Origin of the sequence: Dyella ginsengisoli (assembly GCF_044904665.1) — a bacterium.
Classification (GTDB): Bacteria; Pseudomonadota; Gammaproteobacteria; order Xanthomonadales; family Rhodanobacteraceae; genus Dyella_A; species Dyella_A ginsengisoli.
Genome location: NZ_JADIKM010000001.1, coordinates 430,183 through 446,239, shown reverse-complemented (window position 1 = coordinate 446,239; position 16,057 = coordinate 430,183). Strand labels below are relative to the sequence as shown.

The following is a 16,057-nucleotide window of genomic DNA, read 5'->3' as shown; positions in this document are numbered from 1 at the left end:
GACAAGGGAGTGCCGATGGAACTGCTTGAGCGGCTGATCGGCATCTTCGCCGAGCACGGCTACGCGTCGGTGTTCATCGCACTGCTGCTGTGCGGCGCGGGCGTGCCGCTGCCGGAAGACATCACCCTGGTAGCCGGCGGCGTGATCGCCGGGCTGGGCTACGCCAACGTGCACGCGATGGTGGGCGTGACGATGGTCGGCGTGTTGCTGGGCGATGCGTCGATGTTCCTGCTCGGCCACCACTTCGGCGCGCGCATCCTGCGCCTGCGCTTCTTCGCCTGGCTGCTGCCGCCGGCGCGCTACGCGAAGGTGCAGCTGAAGTTCGAGCGCTACGGCAACCGCATGATGTTCGTGGCGCGATTTCTGCCCGGCATGCGCACGGCCGTGTTCATCACCGCTGGTGCCACGCACCGCGTGTCGTTCTGGCGCTTTCTGCTGCTGGACGGGCTGGCCGCGCTGATCAGCGTGCCGCTGTGGGTGTACCTGGGCTATCTCGGAGCCGACAACCGCGACTGGCTGGCCACCTGGATCCATCGTGGCCAGGGCAGCCTGTGGATCATCGGCGGGGCATTGATCGCGATTGCCGCGGCGCTGTGGTGGCGCCACCGCCGCCGGCAGTGCGACGACCGCTGCTGAAGCGCGTGCGGGAGGCGCCATGGGGGCCTCCCGCACGATGGATCGCTTACCGGGTCTTCACGCTGACGTCGTCGATCACGAACGAGGTCTGCAGCGAGCTGTCCTCCACCCCGTAGAAATTCAGCTGCACGGTCTGCCCCTTGTACGCGCCCAGGTCCAGCGTGCGCAGCACGTAGCCGCTGGACGCGTTGGCATTCGAGTACGTGGCGAGCGTGACGTAGCTGCCGGCGGCGGTGATCAGCTGCACCTTGAGCGTGTCGTAGGCGGTGCTGCCCGACTCGGCGGTGTCGACGTGCAGGTAGAAGCTCAGCGTGGCCGACGTGACGGTGGAAGGAATCGTCACGCTCTGGCGCACGTAATCGGTATGGGCGGAGCCGTAACCGTCGAGCCAGGCCTTCCAGCTGCCGGCGTGGGCCGCTTCGCTGGTGTCGCTGGTGATCACGCCGCTGGTCTGCGTCCACACCGTGGCACCGCTCTCGAAGCCGCCGTTGCCGATCAGCTCGGTCGTGCCGCCGCCCGTGCCACCGGTACCGTTGGACACGCTGAAGCTCACCGTGCTGCTGGTGCCCACGTTGCCGGCCGCGTCATAGGCCTTGGCGACTAGGCTGTGCGATCCGTCGGCGAGCGTGGTGGAGTCGACACTGGCGCTGTACGGCGAGCTGGTGTCGGTGGCCTTCAGCGCACCGTCGACGTAGAACTCCACCTTGGTCACGCCGACGTTGTCGCTGGCACTGGCCGACACCGTGATCGTGCCGCTGGTACCGCTCTCCGACGCGCTCACTGTCGGCGGCGTGGTGTCGCCACCGCCGCCGCCACCCGAGCCCTCGGTCACCCACACCGGTGCCGACCACAGGCGCAGGCCGTCGTCCTGGGTGATCTTCGCGTAGTAGAAGTGATCGCCGGTGCCGGGCGTGGTGGTGGTGGTCGCCGTCTGCGACAGCGTGCTGACCGTGCCGTTGCTGCCCGGCACGCCCTCGAACACCTCCACCCGCTGCACCGTGTGGCCGGAGCTGCTGGCGTAGTTCACGGTGAGCGTCAGCGGGCCCGAGTTGCTGAAGCGCTCACCCATCACGTGGCCGTTCGCGGTGAGCACGATCTGCGCGGTCTTGTCCTCGGTAGCGAACACGCGGCGCGCGCGCAGCGCATCGAGGAAGTTCGACGAACTTAAAGCCGTGCCGCTGGGCAACAGCACGCCGGTGCGGTTGGTGAAGCTGGCACCCCAGTTCGCGCAGTGGTTGTCCTGGTCGGAGCTGGGCGCAACGTGATAACCGCGCTCGAGGATGGTGTTGAAGGCGGTCTCGTAGCTGCTGCGGCTGGTCTCGGTCTCGGTGGTGTTGCTGGAGAACGCCGAGCTGTTGAGCACCTCGGCCAGCACCATCACCGCATCGCCGTCGGCGGTGTAGCCGAAGTTGGTGCCACTGACGATGAACTGGCCGGTGCTGGCCGGATGGTTGAACTGGCCGATCCAGCCGTTCGTGTGCATCAGCGTGTACAGCGAGGCGTAGTCGCTCTTGGCCGTGAACACGTCGCCGATCAGCTGGTTGGAGGAGTTGTACTCCCACTCCAGCAGGCTCGGCGTGTTGAAGATGTTCATGTGGCCGCCGTTGCTGATCACACCCCACTCCAGGCCGTAGATGGCGAGGAAGTTGCTGTGTGCGGCGTTGAATGTGCTGGCGGCCTGCAGGCCCGACTGGAACAGATTGTGCGCAGTGGTCGGACTGGCCGACGTGTTGGTACCGGTCGAGCCGTCGTACATGTGGTTGTGCTCGGACGTCATCAGGAAGTCCAGGCCTTCGTTCATCGCGTACTGGTACGCGTCGGCCGGACCGTACGGTGCACTCTGCGGCGCCTGTGCATCCTTGCAGGTGGACACCACGCCGCCGCCGTCGCTGTGGTTGGTCTGGCTGTGCAGGTTGCCGTAGTAGATCGTGTAAGGCAGGCCGCCGGTGGTACTCACCGACTGCATGGTCGCGGCCTGGGTGGTGACGCCCTGGGTGGCCGGCCGGTGCATCGGCAGCGCGTGGAACGCCGGCATCGCCGGCTTCGCCACGCTGCCCACCATCACGTCGTAGCGCTGCTGCTCGATCAGCTCCGGCGCCCTGGCCTGGGCCAGCGCCAGCGCCTGGTTGGCCAGGCCGGAACCGATGCGGGCGATCACCGTGTCGTCCAGCGCCAGCGCGCGCAGGCGCACCGTGTAGTAGCCCGGCGCCAGCGCGGCGCGCTGGGCATCGCGGCCATCCCAGTTCATTCGCACCAGGCTGTCGCGCGCCTTGGCCAGGGTGGTGCTGCCCCGCCAGTGGCGACGCACCTGGCCGCTGGCGTCGAGCACGTCGACTTCCCACGCAATCGGCGTGCCCGGCGCGGCGCCGGGATATTCGAAGTGCAGGATGATCGGGCGCGCGGCGGTGGCCGAGAACGGCACCTGCAACGCCACGCCGAATTCCTGATGATCCGGCAGCGGCATCGTCGCCAGCGCCGGGGTACAGAACACCGCACCGGCCAGCACGAGGCTGCCGGCTATCCAAGATTTCTTCTGCATGACTCCCTTTCCCCTACGTCAATGTAAGAATTTCCCCCCGCGGCGTTATATGGCAGGCCTACGTGGCGCCGGTATGACCAAAGTTCCTAGGACTCCCGCAAGGGTTTGCGCTTTGGCGCCAGCGCGCGGTCTGCGCGCTGCGCCGACGGCCGGATAGACTCGCGGTTTTGCCAAACGCATCACGAGCGCATGCGCCGCCTTCCCATCGATCCGTTCACCCAGGCTCTGCTGGTCACCATCGCACTGGCCTCGCTGCTGCCGTGCCGCGACGGGTGGGCCGTCGCCTTCGATCGCATCACCGATGCGGCGATCGCGCTCCTGTTCTTCCTGCACGGGGCCAAGCTCTCGCGTGCGGCGGTGCTGCACGGCATGACCCACTGGCGCCTGCACACCAGCGTGTTCGCCTGCACCTTCGTGTTGTTTCCGTTGTTCGGCCTGCTGCTGCGGCCGCTGATGGGCGTGCTGCTGACGCCGGCGCTCACCCTCGGCGTGCTCTACGTATGCACCCTGCCCTCCACCGTGCAGTCGTCGATCGCGTTCACTTCGATGGCCGGTGGCAACGTGCCGGCGGCGGTGGTCAGCGCCTCCACCTCCAGCCTGATCGGCACCGTGCTGACGCCGCTGCTGGTCGGGCTGACGGTAGTTGCGCACAACGGCGGCCACGGCTTCTCGTGGCACGCGGTGGAGAGCATCCTCACCCTGCTATTGCTGCCGTTCGCAGCCGGGCATCTGCTGCGCCCGTGGATCGGCCACTGGGTGGATCGTCATCGGCCGCTGCTGCGTTACACCGACCAGGGCACCATCCTGCTGGTGGTCTACACCGCCTTCAGCGCGGCCGTGGTGGAGGGGCTGTGGAAGACCACGCCGCCGCTGGCGCTGCTCGCGACGCTGGGCGTCGACGCGCTGCTGCTGGCGCTGGTGATGCTGGTCACCTGGTTCGGTTCCGGCGCGCTGAAATTCGCGCGCGAAGACCGCATCACGATGTTCTTCTGCGGCTCGAAGAAGAGCCTCGCCACCGGCGTGCCGATGGCTAAGATCCTTTTCGTCGCGCTGCCCGGCGGGCTGGGCGGCATCGTGCTGCCGCTGATGATCTTCCACCAGCTGCAGCTGATGGTCTGCGCGATGATCGCCCAGCGCTTCGCGCGGGGCGCTCCCGTGGCGGATGCCGGTACGCATTGAGCGAGTGAGTTACGGCGCTGTCGACGCCTCGCCGGCCGCCTTGAGGACGTCATTCCCGCGAAAGCGGGAATCCATTTTGACCTTCAGCAAGAGCAACTATGGATTCCCGCTTTCGCGGGAATGACGTCCGAGAAGGACCGAACACCCTTGGCGTAAATGCCACCATCCAAACGCGCGACCGCGCGCTACAGCCAGCGCCCGTAGCGCCGGATGTACAACCGCTTCACCAGCTGGGTCAGCACGCTGTAGCTGACCAGGGTCAGCACCAGCCAGCCGAAGTAGGCCGGCGGCAGCGGCACCATGCCGAGCTTGGCGCCGACCACGGTGAACGGGATCACCAACCCCAGCGTGATGATCGCCGCGGTGAGCGCCAGCACCGGCGCCGAGGCCATGCTCTGCAGGAACGGGATGCGCCGGGTGCGGATCATGTGCACGATCAGCGTCTGCGACAGCAGACCCTCGATGAACCAGCCGGACTGGAACACCGCCTGGTGCGCCGGCGAGTTCGCGCCGAACACGTGCCACAGCAGCCAGAACGTGGTGATGTCGAAGATCGAGCTGATCGGTCCGATGCAGGCCATGAAGCGGCCGATGTCGCTGGCGTCCCACTTGCGCGGCTTGCGCAGGTATTCCTCGTCCATGCGGTCGAACGGAATCGACAGCTGCGACACGTCGTACAACAGGTTCTGCACCAGAATCTGCAGCGGCAGCATCGGCAGGAACGGCAGGAACGCGCTGGCGATCAGCACGCTGAACACGTTGCCGAAGTTCGAGCTGGCGGTCATCTTGATGTACTTCATGATGTTGCCGAAGGTGATCCGTCCCTCGATCACGCCCTCCTCCAGCACCATCAGGTTTTTCTCCAGCAGGATGATGTCGGCCGATTCCTTGGCGATGTCGGTGGCGGTGTCCACCGAGATGCCCACGTCCGCCTCGCGCAGCGCCGGGGCGTCGTTGATGCCGTCGCCGAGAAAGCCCACCGTGTGGCCCTGACGCTGCAGCGACTTCACCACGCGCGCCTTCTGCAGCGGCGACATCTTGGCGAACACCGTGGTGCGCGCGACCAGCGAGTCCAGCGCCGCGTCGTCCAGCGGCTCGATGTGCTTGCCCTGCGCCGAGTGCTCGACGTCGAGCCCGACCTCGCGGCAGATCTTGCGCGTCACCGCCTCGTTGTCGCCGGTGATCACCTTCACCGCCACGCCGTGCTGGTGGAGCGCGCGGATCGCGGTGGCGGCGGAGTCCTTCGGCGGATCGAGGAAGGCCAGGCAGCCCACCGCGGTCAGCCCGGCCTCGTCGGCCACGCCGTAGGGACGCCCGGCCGCCGGCTGGGTGCGGATCGCCACCACCAACACGCGCAGGCCGTCCTCGTTGAGCTCGCGCGTCATCGCCTTGATCGCGGCGCGGCGCTCCTCGCTCATCGGCTCCACCACGCCGCCGATGCGCGCGTGGTCGCAGATCGCCAGCATCTCCTCCACCGCGCCCTTGCACACCAGCAGGTGGTCGCCGCCGCGATCGCCCAGCACCACCGACATGCGCCGGCGCTGGAAGTCGAACGGGATCTCGTCCACCAGCCGGTACATGCCGGCGGCGGGCTCGAGGTCGCGGTGCTCCAGCACCGCCTTGTCCATCAGATTCTTCAGGCCGGTCTGGAAGCGGCTGTTGAGGTAGCCGAACTCCAGCGCCTCGTCGGACTGCTCGCCGTCGAGGTCGAGGTGGCGCTCCAGCACGATCTTGTCCAGCGTCAGCGTGCCGGTCTTGTCGGTGCACAGCACGTCCATCGCGCCGAAGTTCTGGATCGCGTTGAGGCGCTTGACCACCACCTTGCGCCTGGACATCGCCAGCGCGCCCTTGCCGAGGTTGGCAGTGACGATCAGCGGCAGCATCTCCGGGGTCAGGCCCACCGCCACGCTGAGCGCGAACAGCAGCGCCTCAAGGAAGTTGCCCTTGTCCCACCAGTTCAGCGCAAACACGATCGGCACCATCACCGCCATGAAGCGGATCAACAGCCAGCTGACCGACTTCACGCCGCGGTCAAAGCTGGTCTGCACGCGCTGGCCGCTCAGGCTGTGCGAGATCGAGCCAAGGTAGGTACGCCCGCCCGTGGCCACCACCAGCGCGGTGGCCGTGCCGCTGATCACGTTGGTGCCCATGTAGCAGACGCTGGGCAAATCCAGCGGATTGGCCGAACCCGCGTCGAGCAGGTCGCGGCCGCTGGGCGCGGCCTTCTCCACCGGCAGCGACTCGCCGGTGAGGATCGCCTGACTGATGAACAGGTCCTTGGCGGCGAGCAGGCGCAGGTCGGCCGGCACCATGTCGCCGGCGGCCAGGTGCACGATGTCGCCGGCCACCAGCTCCAGCACCGGCACCTCGATCCGCTCGCTGTGGCCGTCCGAGGCGCGGCGGGTAACGCTGGCGGTGTTGCGCACCATCGCCTTGAGCTTTTCCGCCGCCTGCGAGGATCGGTATTCCTGGGTGAAGCTCAGCAGCACGCTGATGCCCACCATCACCATCACGATGATCGGACCGGTGAGGTCGCTGGCGTCGGTGGCCAGCTGCACCGCGGCCAGCGACAGCAGCACGATGATGAACGGGTTGAGGAACGCGTGCAGCAGCTGCCGCGACCAGTGCGGCGGCTTCTCGTGCGACACCTCGTTGGGGCCGTCGGCCTGCAGGCGCGCCTGGATCGCGTCCTCGTCGAGGCCGTCCAGTCCGGTGCCGAAGGTGGTGAACAGTGCGTCGGTGGCACGCCAGGCTTCGGCCGCGGCGGCGACGTGGAAAGGAGCCTGGGTGGACTTGCCCGCGGTCTTGCGCGCCGCGTGGGAAAGGGGCTGCCGGGTCATCGGGAAACTTCCGTCGTTGCAGGTCTGCGAGGCGCCGGAAGCCGGGAAACGATCAGCTGGCTGGCGGCACGAGGGAATCTGGCCGCGGTCGCAGATGCGATCGCGGCGAGGTAGACCATGGCGGGGGCCAGCCCCGGCGAATGACCAGCGCGCGCATCAGCCCAGGCTCGGCAACGCGGTGGTGGGAGCGCGTTCGTTCGAACGCACAGGCGCGGCATCGCGCGGCGCGGGCACGGTAACGACATAGACACGGCGGTCGCGGCGGCGACCGGCGAACAGCGGCTGACGCAGTGCGCGCCAGCGGAAGGAATCGCGAAGGAGCTTCATCGGCCCATCTCCTCGGTAACGGTGCCTGCTGGCACCGGCAGGAGTGGGCCGGCCTTTCCCTAGTGGAAAGCGCCGGCCGACCGCAGGCGGTCGCCGCAGGCGTTCGACTTGTTTTGCGTCGCCGGCACCCGATGCTCGCGGGTGTCGACGTTGCGACTAGGGTAGACGTCCATATGCCTTGGTTTGGTCGGACTGGGTGTGCCGCATCGGCGCAGCGCGCCGGAGGGCGCGCGCATTGTTGTGCTGCAGCAGGGAGCTGTCAATCCTCGCGACAGCGAAAGTTGTTGCGCCGCGCCGCCGGCGTCGGGCGACCTCACGGCATGGCGGGCAAGGCCGGCAGGTCATGCGGCGTTGTCGCTTCCGCGGCGGCATCGTGATCGTCTTCCCCGTCATGGCGATGCCACATCGCATGGGCGTCCACCTTGACCCGGGTGACTGCCTCGATCGCATCGATCTCGGCGCGCCCGGCAGCGATCGCCGCCTCCTGCGCGGCGCGGCGTGCGAGCAGCACCTCGTCCAGCGCGATCTCGCCCAGCGCATGGCCGCGCTCGGTCTTCTGCGCGTTCGCCTCGGTGGCCGCGCTGGCTTCCTGCTGGCGCTGCCAGATGGTGTAGCTGGCCCGGGCCATCGCCACCGCCTGGCGAGCGTCGCGCGCCACGTCGCGACGGGCCATCGCCAGCTCGGCCTCCGCGCCCATCGCATCGGCACTGGCTGCTGCCGCCTCGGCCGAGCGGTAACTTCCGCCGAGCGGAATGGAGAGCGTCACGCCGAAGGCCCGCTCGCGCCCGCCGCGATCGCTGAGCATGCGCAGGCCCACCGACGGATCGGGCAAGCGATCGGCGCGTGCCCGGCGCGACTGGGCATCCTTCTGCCTCGCCAGCGCGGCCGCGGTGCCGATCTCGTGGCTGCGCTGCACGATCAGCTCGGACCAGGCCTGGTCGCCGCCTTCCAGCGCGACCGGGGCCGGCGGCAGGTGCACGCGGTCCGGCAGCGGCAGCTCGGGGAAGGCGCTGCTCAGCGCCAGGCGCGCCGTCTGCTCGTCCGCGGCGGCCTGCGCTGCCGCGGCGCGCGCCTGCGCCAGCGCGGCGTCGAGCGCGGTGAGGTCGCGCCCCGCCGCATCGCCCAGTTGCACGCGACGCGCCAGGCTCGCGCGCTCGCGCTCCCACAACGCCACTTGCGAATCGCGCAGGCCGACCGCGGTGGCGGCGCGTTGCCAGTCCGACCACAGCGCCAGCAGTTGCCGGGCGGCGGCATGGTGGGCGTCCTCGAATGCGAGGCTGGCCGCCTCGCGTCCCGCCGCGCCGATCTCGCGATCGAGCCGGGCCTTGCCGGGCCAGCGCACGCCGCGGGAGAGATCCACCTCCCACTCGCGATAGCGCCGCTCGCCCTCGATCCGGCGGGTCTGCGGGATCACCGTCAGCTGCGGCTCGTGCGAGCCGACGCGCCGCATGCGCTCCTCCGCCTCGGCGCGGCCCAGCACCGCGGCGGCCGCGCGCACTTCCGGCGTGGTCCCGATCGCGCGCAGCACCAGATCCTGCGACGGCAGCGAGGTATCCGGAGCCGTCTGCTGCGCATGCGCCGCCATGCCGACGAGCAGCGAAAACCACCACAGGCGCCTCATGCCAGTTCTCCCATGCTCTCCACCGGTTCCACCCACCAGCGCAGGCGACTGTGCGCCAGGCGCGCGTCGAGGGCAGCCAGCACGCGGGGTACGTCGTCCGCCGGCAACACCATCCACACCTGCAGGCGATCGATGCGGCCGCGCACGCGTTCGTGCGCCGTGGCCTGGTCGAAACCCTCACCGTGACCGGCCACCATCGCCGTGGTGAAGCCCGGCAAGGCGGGCCGCAGGTCGAGCAGGATCTCGACCACGGTCTCCTCCAGTTCGCGTGCGGCGAGAATCGTCAGCCGCTTGAGCATCTGCGTCATGCGCCCTCCTTCAGGATTCGCCGTAGCGGCGGAACAGCACGGGAAGCAGCAGCAGGGTCAGTGCCGTGCAGGTGACCAGGCCACCGATCACCACGATCGCCAGCGGGCGCTGCACCTCCGAGCCGGGACCGCTGGCGAACAGCAGCGGCACCAGTCCGAACGCGGTGATCGTGGCGGTCATCATCACCGGGCGCAGTCGTCGCAGGGCGCCCTCGCGCACCGCCTCGGGCATGCCCAGGCCCGAGGCCCGCAGCTGGTTGAAATACGTCACCAGCACCAACCCGTTGAGCACCGCGATACCGAGCAGGGCGATGAAGCCCACCGATGCGGGCACCGACAGGTACTGCCCGGTGAGCCACAGCGTGACGACGCCGCCGACCAGCGCGAAGGGCACGTTGCACAGGATCAGCACTGCCTGGCGCATCGAGCCGAGGGTGAAGAACAGCACAAGGAAGATCAGCCCCAGCGCCACCGGCACCACTACCGCCAGCCGGGCCGCGGCGCGCTGCTGGTTCTCGAACTGGCCGCCCCAGGTGACGCGGTAGCCCGCCGGCAGGTGGATCTGCTGCTGCACGCGGGCGCGCGCCTCGTCGACGAATCCGACCAGGTCGCGGCCGGCGACGTTGGCCTGCACCAGCGCGAAGCGCTGGCCGTTTTCGCGGCGCACCTGCACCGGGCCGGTGCCCGGCTCGATCGTGGCGAGCTGGTCCAGCGGCACTTCGCCGCCGTCGCCGCGCGCCAGCGTGAGGCGTTCGAACTGCGGCAGCGTGCGCGCCAGCTCGGCGCTGCCGCGCACCAGGATCGGGGTCCGCCGCTGCGCTTCGAGCACGGTGCCCGCGCCCTGCCCTTCGAGCTGGCCGCGCAGTTCGTCCTGCACCGCGGTCACGTCCAGCCCGTGACGGCCGGCAAGCTGGCGATCGACCTCCACGCGCAGATAGCGCACGCCCTCCTGGGTCTGCGCGATCACGTCCTGGCTGCCCGGGGTCGCCTGCATGATCGCGGCGATGCGGTTGGCGAGCTGGTTGAGCGTGGCCAGGTCGGTGCCGAATACCTTCACCGCCACATCGCCGCGGCTGCCGGTGAGCATCTCGGACACGCGCATCTGGATCGGCTGCGTGAAGCCGTACTCGACCCCGGGGAAGTCGGCCATCACGGTGCGCAGCTGGTCCTCCAGCCAGGCCGTACTGGGCTCGCGCCAGGACGAGCGGGGCTTGAGCTGCAGGAACATGTCGGTCTCGTTGAGGCCCATCGGATCGAGACCGAGTTCGTCCGAGCCCAGCCGCGCGATGACGTGCTCCACCTCGGGCAGGCGCGCCTTGATCGCCCGCTCGATGGCGAGATCCTGGTCGCGCGAGGCCTCCAGGCTGATCGACGGCTGCTTGACCAGCTGCACCAGCATGTCGCCCTCGTCCATCGTCGGCATGAAGGTCTTGCCGGTGCCCAGGTAGGCCAGCGCGCCCAGCAGCAGCACCACGCCGGCAGCGGCGGCCAGCACCCGCGCGTGGCCGAGCGACCAGTCCAGCAGCGGGCGGTAGCCGCGTTCGAGTTGCCGCATCACCCACGGCTCGGCGTGCGCGCGCTCGCGCAGCAGCATCGAGCACAGCACCGGGATCACCGTCAGCGAGAGCAGCAGCGAGGCGCCCAGCGCGAACACGATGGTCAAGGCCACCGGGGCAAACAGCTTGCCCTCCAGCCCCTGCAGGGTGAGCAGCGGCACGAACACCAGGGCAATGATCACCATGCCGGCGGTCACCGGCCGCGCGACTTCCACCACGGCGCGATAGATGCGGTGCAGGCGCGGCAGCGCGGTGGCGCCGGCGCGAGGCGTCAGCTCGCTGACCGTGTTCTCCACCACCACCACGGCGGCGTCCACCAGCATGCCGATGGCGATCGCCAGGCCACCGAGGCTCATCAGGTTGGCGCTCATGCCGAACAGCTGCATCAGCAGGAACGTGCACAGCGCCGCCATCGGCAGGGTCAGCGACACCACCAGCGCGGCGCGCACATCGCCCAGGAACAACAGCAGCAGGATCACCACCAGCACGGTGGCCTCGATCAGCGCATCCTTCACGGTACCCACGGCGCGCTCGATGAGCACGCTGCGGTCATAGAACGCCTCCACCCGCACGCCCGGCGGGAAGCTGGCCTGCAGCTCGGCAAGCCTGGCCCGCACCTGGCCGACCACGCGCTTGGCGTCCGCCCCGCGCAGGCCCACCACCAGCCCCTCGACCGCCTCGCCCTGCCCGTTGCGGGTGACCGCGCCATAACGGGTGAGGCTGCCGTAGCGCACCTGCGCCACGTCGCCCACGCGCACCGCCACGCCATCGCGGCTGGCCACCACCACCTGGCGCAGGTCGTCCAGGCTGCGCAGCGCACCCTCGGCGCGCACGATCAGCGCGTCGTCGCCGTCGCGCAGGCGGCCGGCGCCGTCGTTGCGGTTGTTGCGCTGGATAGCGTCGATCACGTCGCGGAAGTGCAGGCCGCTGGCCGACAACCGCGCGCGGTCGGGCACCACCATGTAGCTGCGCACTTCGCCGCCGAGCGCGTTGAGATCGGCCACGCCGGGCACGGTGCGCAGCGCGGGGCGGATGGTCCAGTCCAGCAGGGTGCGCCGCTCGGCCAGGCTGAGGTCGCCGCCTTCGAGGGTGAACATGTACATGTCCGACAGCGGCGTGGCGATCGGCGCCAGCCCGCCGGAGATGTCCGGCGGCAGCGAGCCGGCCGCCGCCGCGAAGCGCTCCGCCACCTGCTGGCGCGCCCAGTAGATGTCGGTGCCGTCGCGGAAGTCGAGGGTGACGTCGGCGATCGCGTACTTGGCGGTGGAACGCAGCACCAGCGCATCGGGAATGCCCAGCAGCTCCATCTCCAGCGGCGTCACCACGCGCGTCTCGACTTCCTCGGGCGTCATGCCGGGCGCCTTGAGGATCAGCTTCACCTGGGTCGGCGCGATGTTCGGATACGCATCGATGGGCAGCTGCACGAACGCCCAGCTGCCGGCCACCGCCAGCGCCAGCGTGGCGAGCAGCATCAGCAGACGCTGCGACAGCGCGAAGCCGATCAGTCGGCGCAGCATCTCACTGGCCTCCCGCCGCGACCGCATCGAGCGCGCCGGCGCCGCGCACCACCAGCTCGGCACCGGCCGCGAGCGGACCGCGGACCACGCTCTCGCCCTCGGCGGTATGGCTGAGCCGCTCCACGGTGACCGCCGCGAAACCCTTGCCCTGCACCACGTAGACCCGGGCGACGCCGTCGCGCTCGACCACCGCCGACGACGGCACCTGCCACGCCCCGGCCGGCGCCGGCAGCATCAGCGTGGCGCGCGTCTGCTGGCCGATCAGCAACGCGCCAGCGACCACCTCGGCGCGTACGCGCACGCTCTGGCTGGCCGGATCCACGGCGCCGCCGATCTCGCTCACGCGCCCCTCGCCGCCGCCGTCGACACGCACCGGCAAGCCCGGGCGCAGGGCGGCCGCTTCGCGCGCCGGCACGCGCAGCTCCAGCATCACCCGATCGCCGCGTGCCAGCACGTAGGCCTTGGCGAACATCGCCACCGGCTCGCCGAGCTGCACGGCACGCTCCAGCACGCGGCCGTCGATCGGCGCCCGCAGCTCGTACACGCCCGGCTCGGTGCCGGCTGGCGCGTCGGCGCGCGCGGTTTGCAATTCGTGCAGTCGCGCGGCCGCCGCATCGCGGCGCGCGGTACCGGCCTGCGCGCGCGCGTCGGCGATGATGCCCTCGGCCAGCAGGAGACGGTCGCGCTCGGCCTGCGCCTGGGCCACGCGGTATTCGCCGCGCGCCGCGGCGAGGTCGGCGCCCAGCGTCATCGCCTCGCGACTGCGCACGCGCGCCAGCGGCTGGCCGCGGCGAACCGGCTCACCCTCGCGCGCCAGCACCTCCACCACCACGCCGGCATAGGGCGCCGTGACCACCGCACTGTCGCCGAGCGGAATGCGCACGGTGGCCGGCAGTCCGTCGAGCGGCACCCGGGTGGCCGCCTGCACGCGTGCGGTGCGGATATCGAGCGCCTGCCGCTGCGCGGCGGTAAGTACCTTCACGGCATCCGCGGCGATCGCCGGGGACGCGGCGAGTGCGGACAGCAGGATCAGCAGCGGCCAGCGGCGCATGGGATGGCTCCATCCGGGCAGAAAGGTCCTGCGATGGTGGAGCGCGAAACTTCAAGGAGGCTTAAGGATGCCCTGATCAACCAGACGTAGGCGGCATGATGTTCAAAAGGCCGGCAGAGTGTGTCGCGAGGCGCCGGGCAGACTGGCCGTCTGTCCAAGCCTCGCGGCGCAGCATGGCGGCCTTTTGAGCATCACCCTTTGATGATGAAACTCAGCCGGTTTGGGCCGGCTCTGTTTGTCCACAGGCCTTCCTCGCTCCTCAAGGCCGTGACCCTCCATGGTCACTCCCCGCGTGCGGTGCGCCGGCTCAACAGACGGCCAGTCTGCTCTCGCCGTCGCCCCTGTGGCCTGCGAACAAACAGAGCCGGTGACGCCTGCGCCTGATTGATCAGGGCATCCTCAAGAGCCGGCCGCTTCCGGCAGGACCACCGGTCGCAGGGGGCCGAGCGCGGCCCACAGCACGCCCTCGGCGAGGGAAAAGCGCAGCGTCAGACCCAGCAGCTCGGCCAGCGTGACCGACAAGGCCAGCCCCAGCCCACCGTGCTGGCTCGCTTCGCGCGCGGCGGACTTGCGCCAGAAGCGCTCGCCGAGCCGGGCGAGATCTTCGGCGGACAGGCCCGGGGCCGGGTTGCCGATGCGCACCGTCCAGCCGTCCGCACGCGACGCCAGCTCGACCTGCACCACCGCCCCGGATGGCGCGTACTCCGCCGCGTTGATCAGCAGGTTGTCGACGATGCGCTCCAGCAGCGCCGGGTCGGACACGATCCAGCATTCGTCCGGCAGCTCGCTGACCAGCGAAACCCGGCGCTTGGCGGCCGTGCCGGACGCCAGCGCCAGCGCGCGACGCAGGAGCTCGACCAGTTCCAGCGGCTCCATCTGCGCCTGGTCCATGCCGGCCTCGTAGCGCGACAGCGCCAGCAGGCCGTCGATGCAGCGCTGCATGCGGTCGATCGAGCCGAGCGCATCGCGCAGCACCGGCGAAGGCGGCGTGCCGCCGGCCAGCTCCACCGCCATGCGCGTTTCGGCCAGCGGCGTGCGCAGTTCGTGCGCGACATCGCGCGCGAACCGGCGCTCACGACCCACCGCAGCCTGCAGGCGAGCGAAGGCGGCGTTGAGGGTGAGCGCGAACGGGCGCAACTCGCGCGGCAGCTCATCGGCCGGGAGCGGCTCGACGTCCGGTCCGTCGTCGTCGCGGCGGCGCGCGCGATCGGCAAAGGCGAACAGCGGGCGCAAGCCGCTGCGCACCGCCAGGATCGACAGCAGGGCGGCGAGCAGACCCATGCCGATCACGCCGCTGACCAGGGCCAGATGAACGTGCCGCTCCAACTGGTCGATCTGCTCGCGCTCCTCGGCCACCACCAGGGTGGCGTCATCGATGCTCCCGGGCAGGGCGAAGCGCAGGCCCACCGCGCGACCGCGATGCCCGTCCGGCAGGCGCAGGTCGTAGAACAGCGGCGCGTTGGCCGGCACCGCGGCCGGGGGGGGCGCCAGGTTGCGGGCCGTGTTGCTGGCCGAGCTGAGCAAGGTGCGGCCGCGGGCGTCCCAGATCTGCAGGAAGTCGGTGTGGCCACCGGTGGCGTACTCGGGACTGAGCTCATGCAGCTCCTGCCAGGCGTCGTCGCGCGGATGCGCCTCCAGCAGCACCACCACGCCGCGCGCGCGCGCCAGCAGGGTCTGGTCCAGGCGGCCGAAGATCTGCCGGTCGATGCTGTAGTCGAGCAGCACGAACAGCGCGAGCATCAACGTCCCCAGCCCGCCCAGCAGCAGCACCAGCAGGCGGGCGCGGATCGAGCCGAGCAGCACGTTACGCAGCCACGACATACCCGAACCCGCGACGCGTCTCGATCAGTTCGTGGATCCCGGCCTGCGCCAGCTTGGTGCGCAGCGTGCTTATCAGCACCTCGATCACTTTGTCCGAGGCCTCGCTGCGCGCGTCGTACAGGCCCTCGAACAGGGCGCTGCGCGACAGCACGCGCCCTCGATGGGTGAGCAGCATGTCGAGCAGCGCGTACTCTTTGGGCGAGAGCGGCAGCGTGACCTCGCCCACGCGGGCGAGGCGCGCACGTGGATCCACCTCCAGCGCGCCCGCCCGCAGGACCACCGCGGAGGTGTCGCCGCGGCGCATCAGCGCGTGCAGCCGGGCCAGCAGTTCGGCGTAGGCGAACGGCTTGACCATGAAATCGTCGGCGCCGAGATTGATCACGTCCACCCGATCCTCCACCTGCCCGCGTGCGGACAGTACCAGCACGCGCGGCCGCTCAGGCCGGCCGTGCAGCCAGCGCAGCACCGCCCAGCCGCCCACCTTGGGCATCATCAGGTCGAGCGTGACCACGTCATAGCGATACGCGGCCAGGAAGTGCATCGCCTGCTCGCCGTCGACGGCGACGTCCACCACGTGGCCGTCGCGCACCAGCGCATCGCGCAGGTCGCGGCCCAGCGTGGGGGAATCTTCGGCGATCAGCAGGCGCATCGTTCCTCCGCGC

11 protein-coding genes are annotated in these 16,057 nt (G+C 69.9%); 2 read left to right on the top strand and 9 right to left on the bottom strand.

The features are described from left to right. The first annotated feature begins 15 nt into the window (after positions 1–15). A complete protein-coding gene (locus tag ISP17_RS02050) occupies positions 16–636 on the top strand; it encodes a DedA family protein (RefSeq protein ID WP_404629850.1) in 621 nt (206 codons plus the stop codon). A gap of 46 nt (positions 637–682) precedes the next feature. Here the strand turns inward: ISP17_RS02050 and ISP17_RS02045 are convergent, their stop codons facing one another. After that, positions 683–3,175 (bottom strand): CehA/McbA family metallohydrolase, encoded by a 2,493-nt coding sequence (locus ISP17_RS02045; protein WP_404629849.1) that lies wholly within the window; start codon positions 3,173–3,175, stop codon positions 683–685. A 189-nt stretch (positions 3,176–3,364) separates the two neighbouring features. On the opposite strand from ISP17_RS02045, the gene ISP17_RS02040 reads away from it, so the two are divergent. Continuing rightward, a complete protein-coding gene (locus ISP17_RS02040) occupies positions 3,365–4,354 on the top strand; it encodes a bile acid:sodium symporter family protein (protein WP_404629848.1) in 990 nt (329 codons plus the stop codon). 185 nt (positions 4,355–4,539) lie between these two features. Here ISP17_RS02040 and mgtA read toward each other — a convergent pair whose 3' ends face one another. From mgtA to ISP17_RS02000, 8 genes are all read right to left on the bottom strand, one after another. Further along, entirely contained in the window at positions 4,540–7,194 is a 2,655-nt protein-coding gene (gene mgtA, locus ISP17_RS02035) for a magnesium-translocating P-type ATPase (RefSeq protein ID WP_404629847.1), read from the bottom strand. 156 nt (positions 7,195–7,350) lie between these two features. Further along, a complete protein-coding gene (locus ISP17_RS02030) occupies positions 7,351–7,521 on the bottom strand; it encodes a hypothetical protein (RefSeq protein ID WP_404629846.1) in 171 nt (56 codons plus the stop codon). Between the two features lie 313 nt (positions 7,522–7,834). After that, entirely contained in the window at positions 7,835–9,142 is a 1,308-nt protein-coding gene (locus ISP17_RS02025; RefSeq protein WP_404629845.1) for a TolC family protein, read from the bottom strand. Further along, entirely contained in the window at positions 9,139–9,450 is a 312-nt protein-coding gene (locus ISP17_RS02020; protein ID WP_404629844.1) for a DUF3240 family protein, read from the bottom strand. Before ISP17_RS02020 ends, ISP17_RS02025 begins: the two co-directional genes overlap by 4 nt. A gap of 10 nt (positions 9,451–9,460) precedes the next feature. Next, on the bottom strand, positions 9,461–12,523 hold the full coding sequence (locus tag ISP17_RS02015; RefSeq protein WP_404629843.1) for an efflux RND transporter permease subunit: 3,063 nt from the start codon (positions 12,521–12,523) through the stop codon (positions 9,461–9,463). Between the two features lies 1 nt (position 12,524). Beyond that, on the bottom strand, positions 12,525–13,574 hold the full coding sequence (locus ISP17_RS02010) for an efflux RND transporter periplasmic adaptor subunit (RefSeq protein ID WP_404629842.1): 1,050 nt from the start codon (positions 13,572–13,574) through the stop codon (positions 12,525–12,527). Positions 13,575–13,973: 399 nt separating this feature from the next. Beyond that, on the bottom strand, positions 13,974–15,395 hold the full coding sequence (locus ISP17_RS02005; RefSeq protein ID WP_404629841.1) for a sensor histidine kinase: 1,422 nt from the start codon (positions 15,393–15,395) through the stop codon (positions 13,974–13,976). After that, the gene (locus ISP17_RS02000) at positions 15,379–16,044 is read right to left on the bottom strand and encodes a response regulator transcription factor (protein ID WP_404629840.1); all 666 of its coding nucleotides are present in this window, start codon (positions 16,042–16,044) and stop codon (positions 15,379–15,381) included. The genes ISP17_RS02005 and ISP17_RS02000 overlap by 17 nt, the downstream gene beginning before the upstream one ends. Between the last annotated feature and the right edge of the window lie 13 nt (positions 16,045–16,057).

Coding starts and splice junctions, on each gene's coding strand:
- ISP17_RS02050 (WP_404629850.1), top strand. CDS start 16: ATGGAACTGCTTGAGCGGCTGATCGGCATCTTCGCCGAGCACGGCTAC.
- ISP17_RS02045 (WP_404629849.1), bottom strand. CDS start 3,175: ATGCAGAAGAAATCTTGGATAGCCGGCAGCCTCGTGCTGGCCGGTGCG.
- ISP17_RS02040 (WP_404629848.1), top strand. CDS start 3,365: ATGCGCCGCCTTCCCATCGATCCGTTCACCCAGGCTCTGCTGGTCACC.
- mgtA (WP_404629847.1), bottom strand. CDS start 7,194: ATGACCCGGCAGCCCCTTTCCCACGCGGCGCGCAAGACCGCGGGCAAG.
- ISP17_RS02030 (WP_404629846.1), bottom strand. CDS start 7,521: ATGAAGCTCCTTCGCGATTCCTTCCGCTGGCGCGCACTGCGTCAGCCG.
- ISP17_RS02025 (WP_404629845.1), bottom strand. CDS start 9,142: ATGAGGCGCCTGTGGTGGTTTTCGCTGCTCGTCGGCATGGCGGCGCAT.
- ISP17_RS02020 (WP_404629844.1), bottom strand. CDS start 9,450: ATGACGCAGATGCTCAAGCGGCTGACGATTCTCGCCGCACGCGAACTG.
- ISP17_RS02015 (WP_404629843.1), bottom strand. CDS start 12,523: ATGCTGCGCCGACTGATCGGCTTCGCGCTGTCGCAGCGTCTGCTGATG.
- ISP17_RS02010 (WP_404629842.1), bottom strand. CDS start 13,574: ATGCGCCGCTGGCCGCTGCTGATCCTGCTGTCCGCACTCGCCGCGTCC.
- ISP17_RS02005 (WP_404629841.1), bottom strand. CDS start 15,395: ATGTCGTGGCTGCGTAACGTGCTGCTCGGCTCGATCCGCGCCCGCCTG.
- ISP17_RS02000 (WP_404629840.1), bottom strand. CDS start 16,044: ATGCGCCTGCTGATCGCCGAAGATTCCCCCACGCTGGGCCGCGACCTG.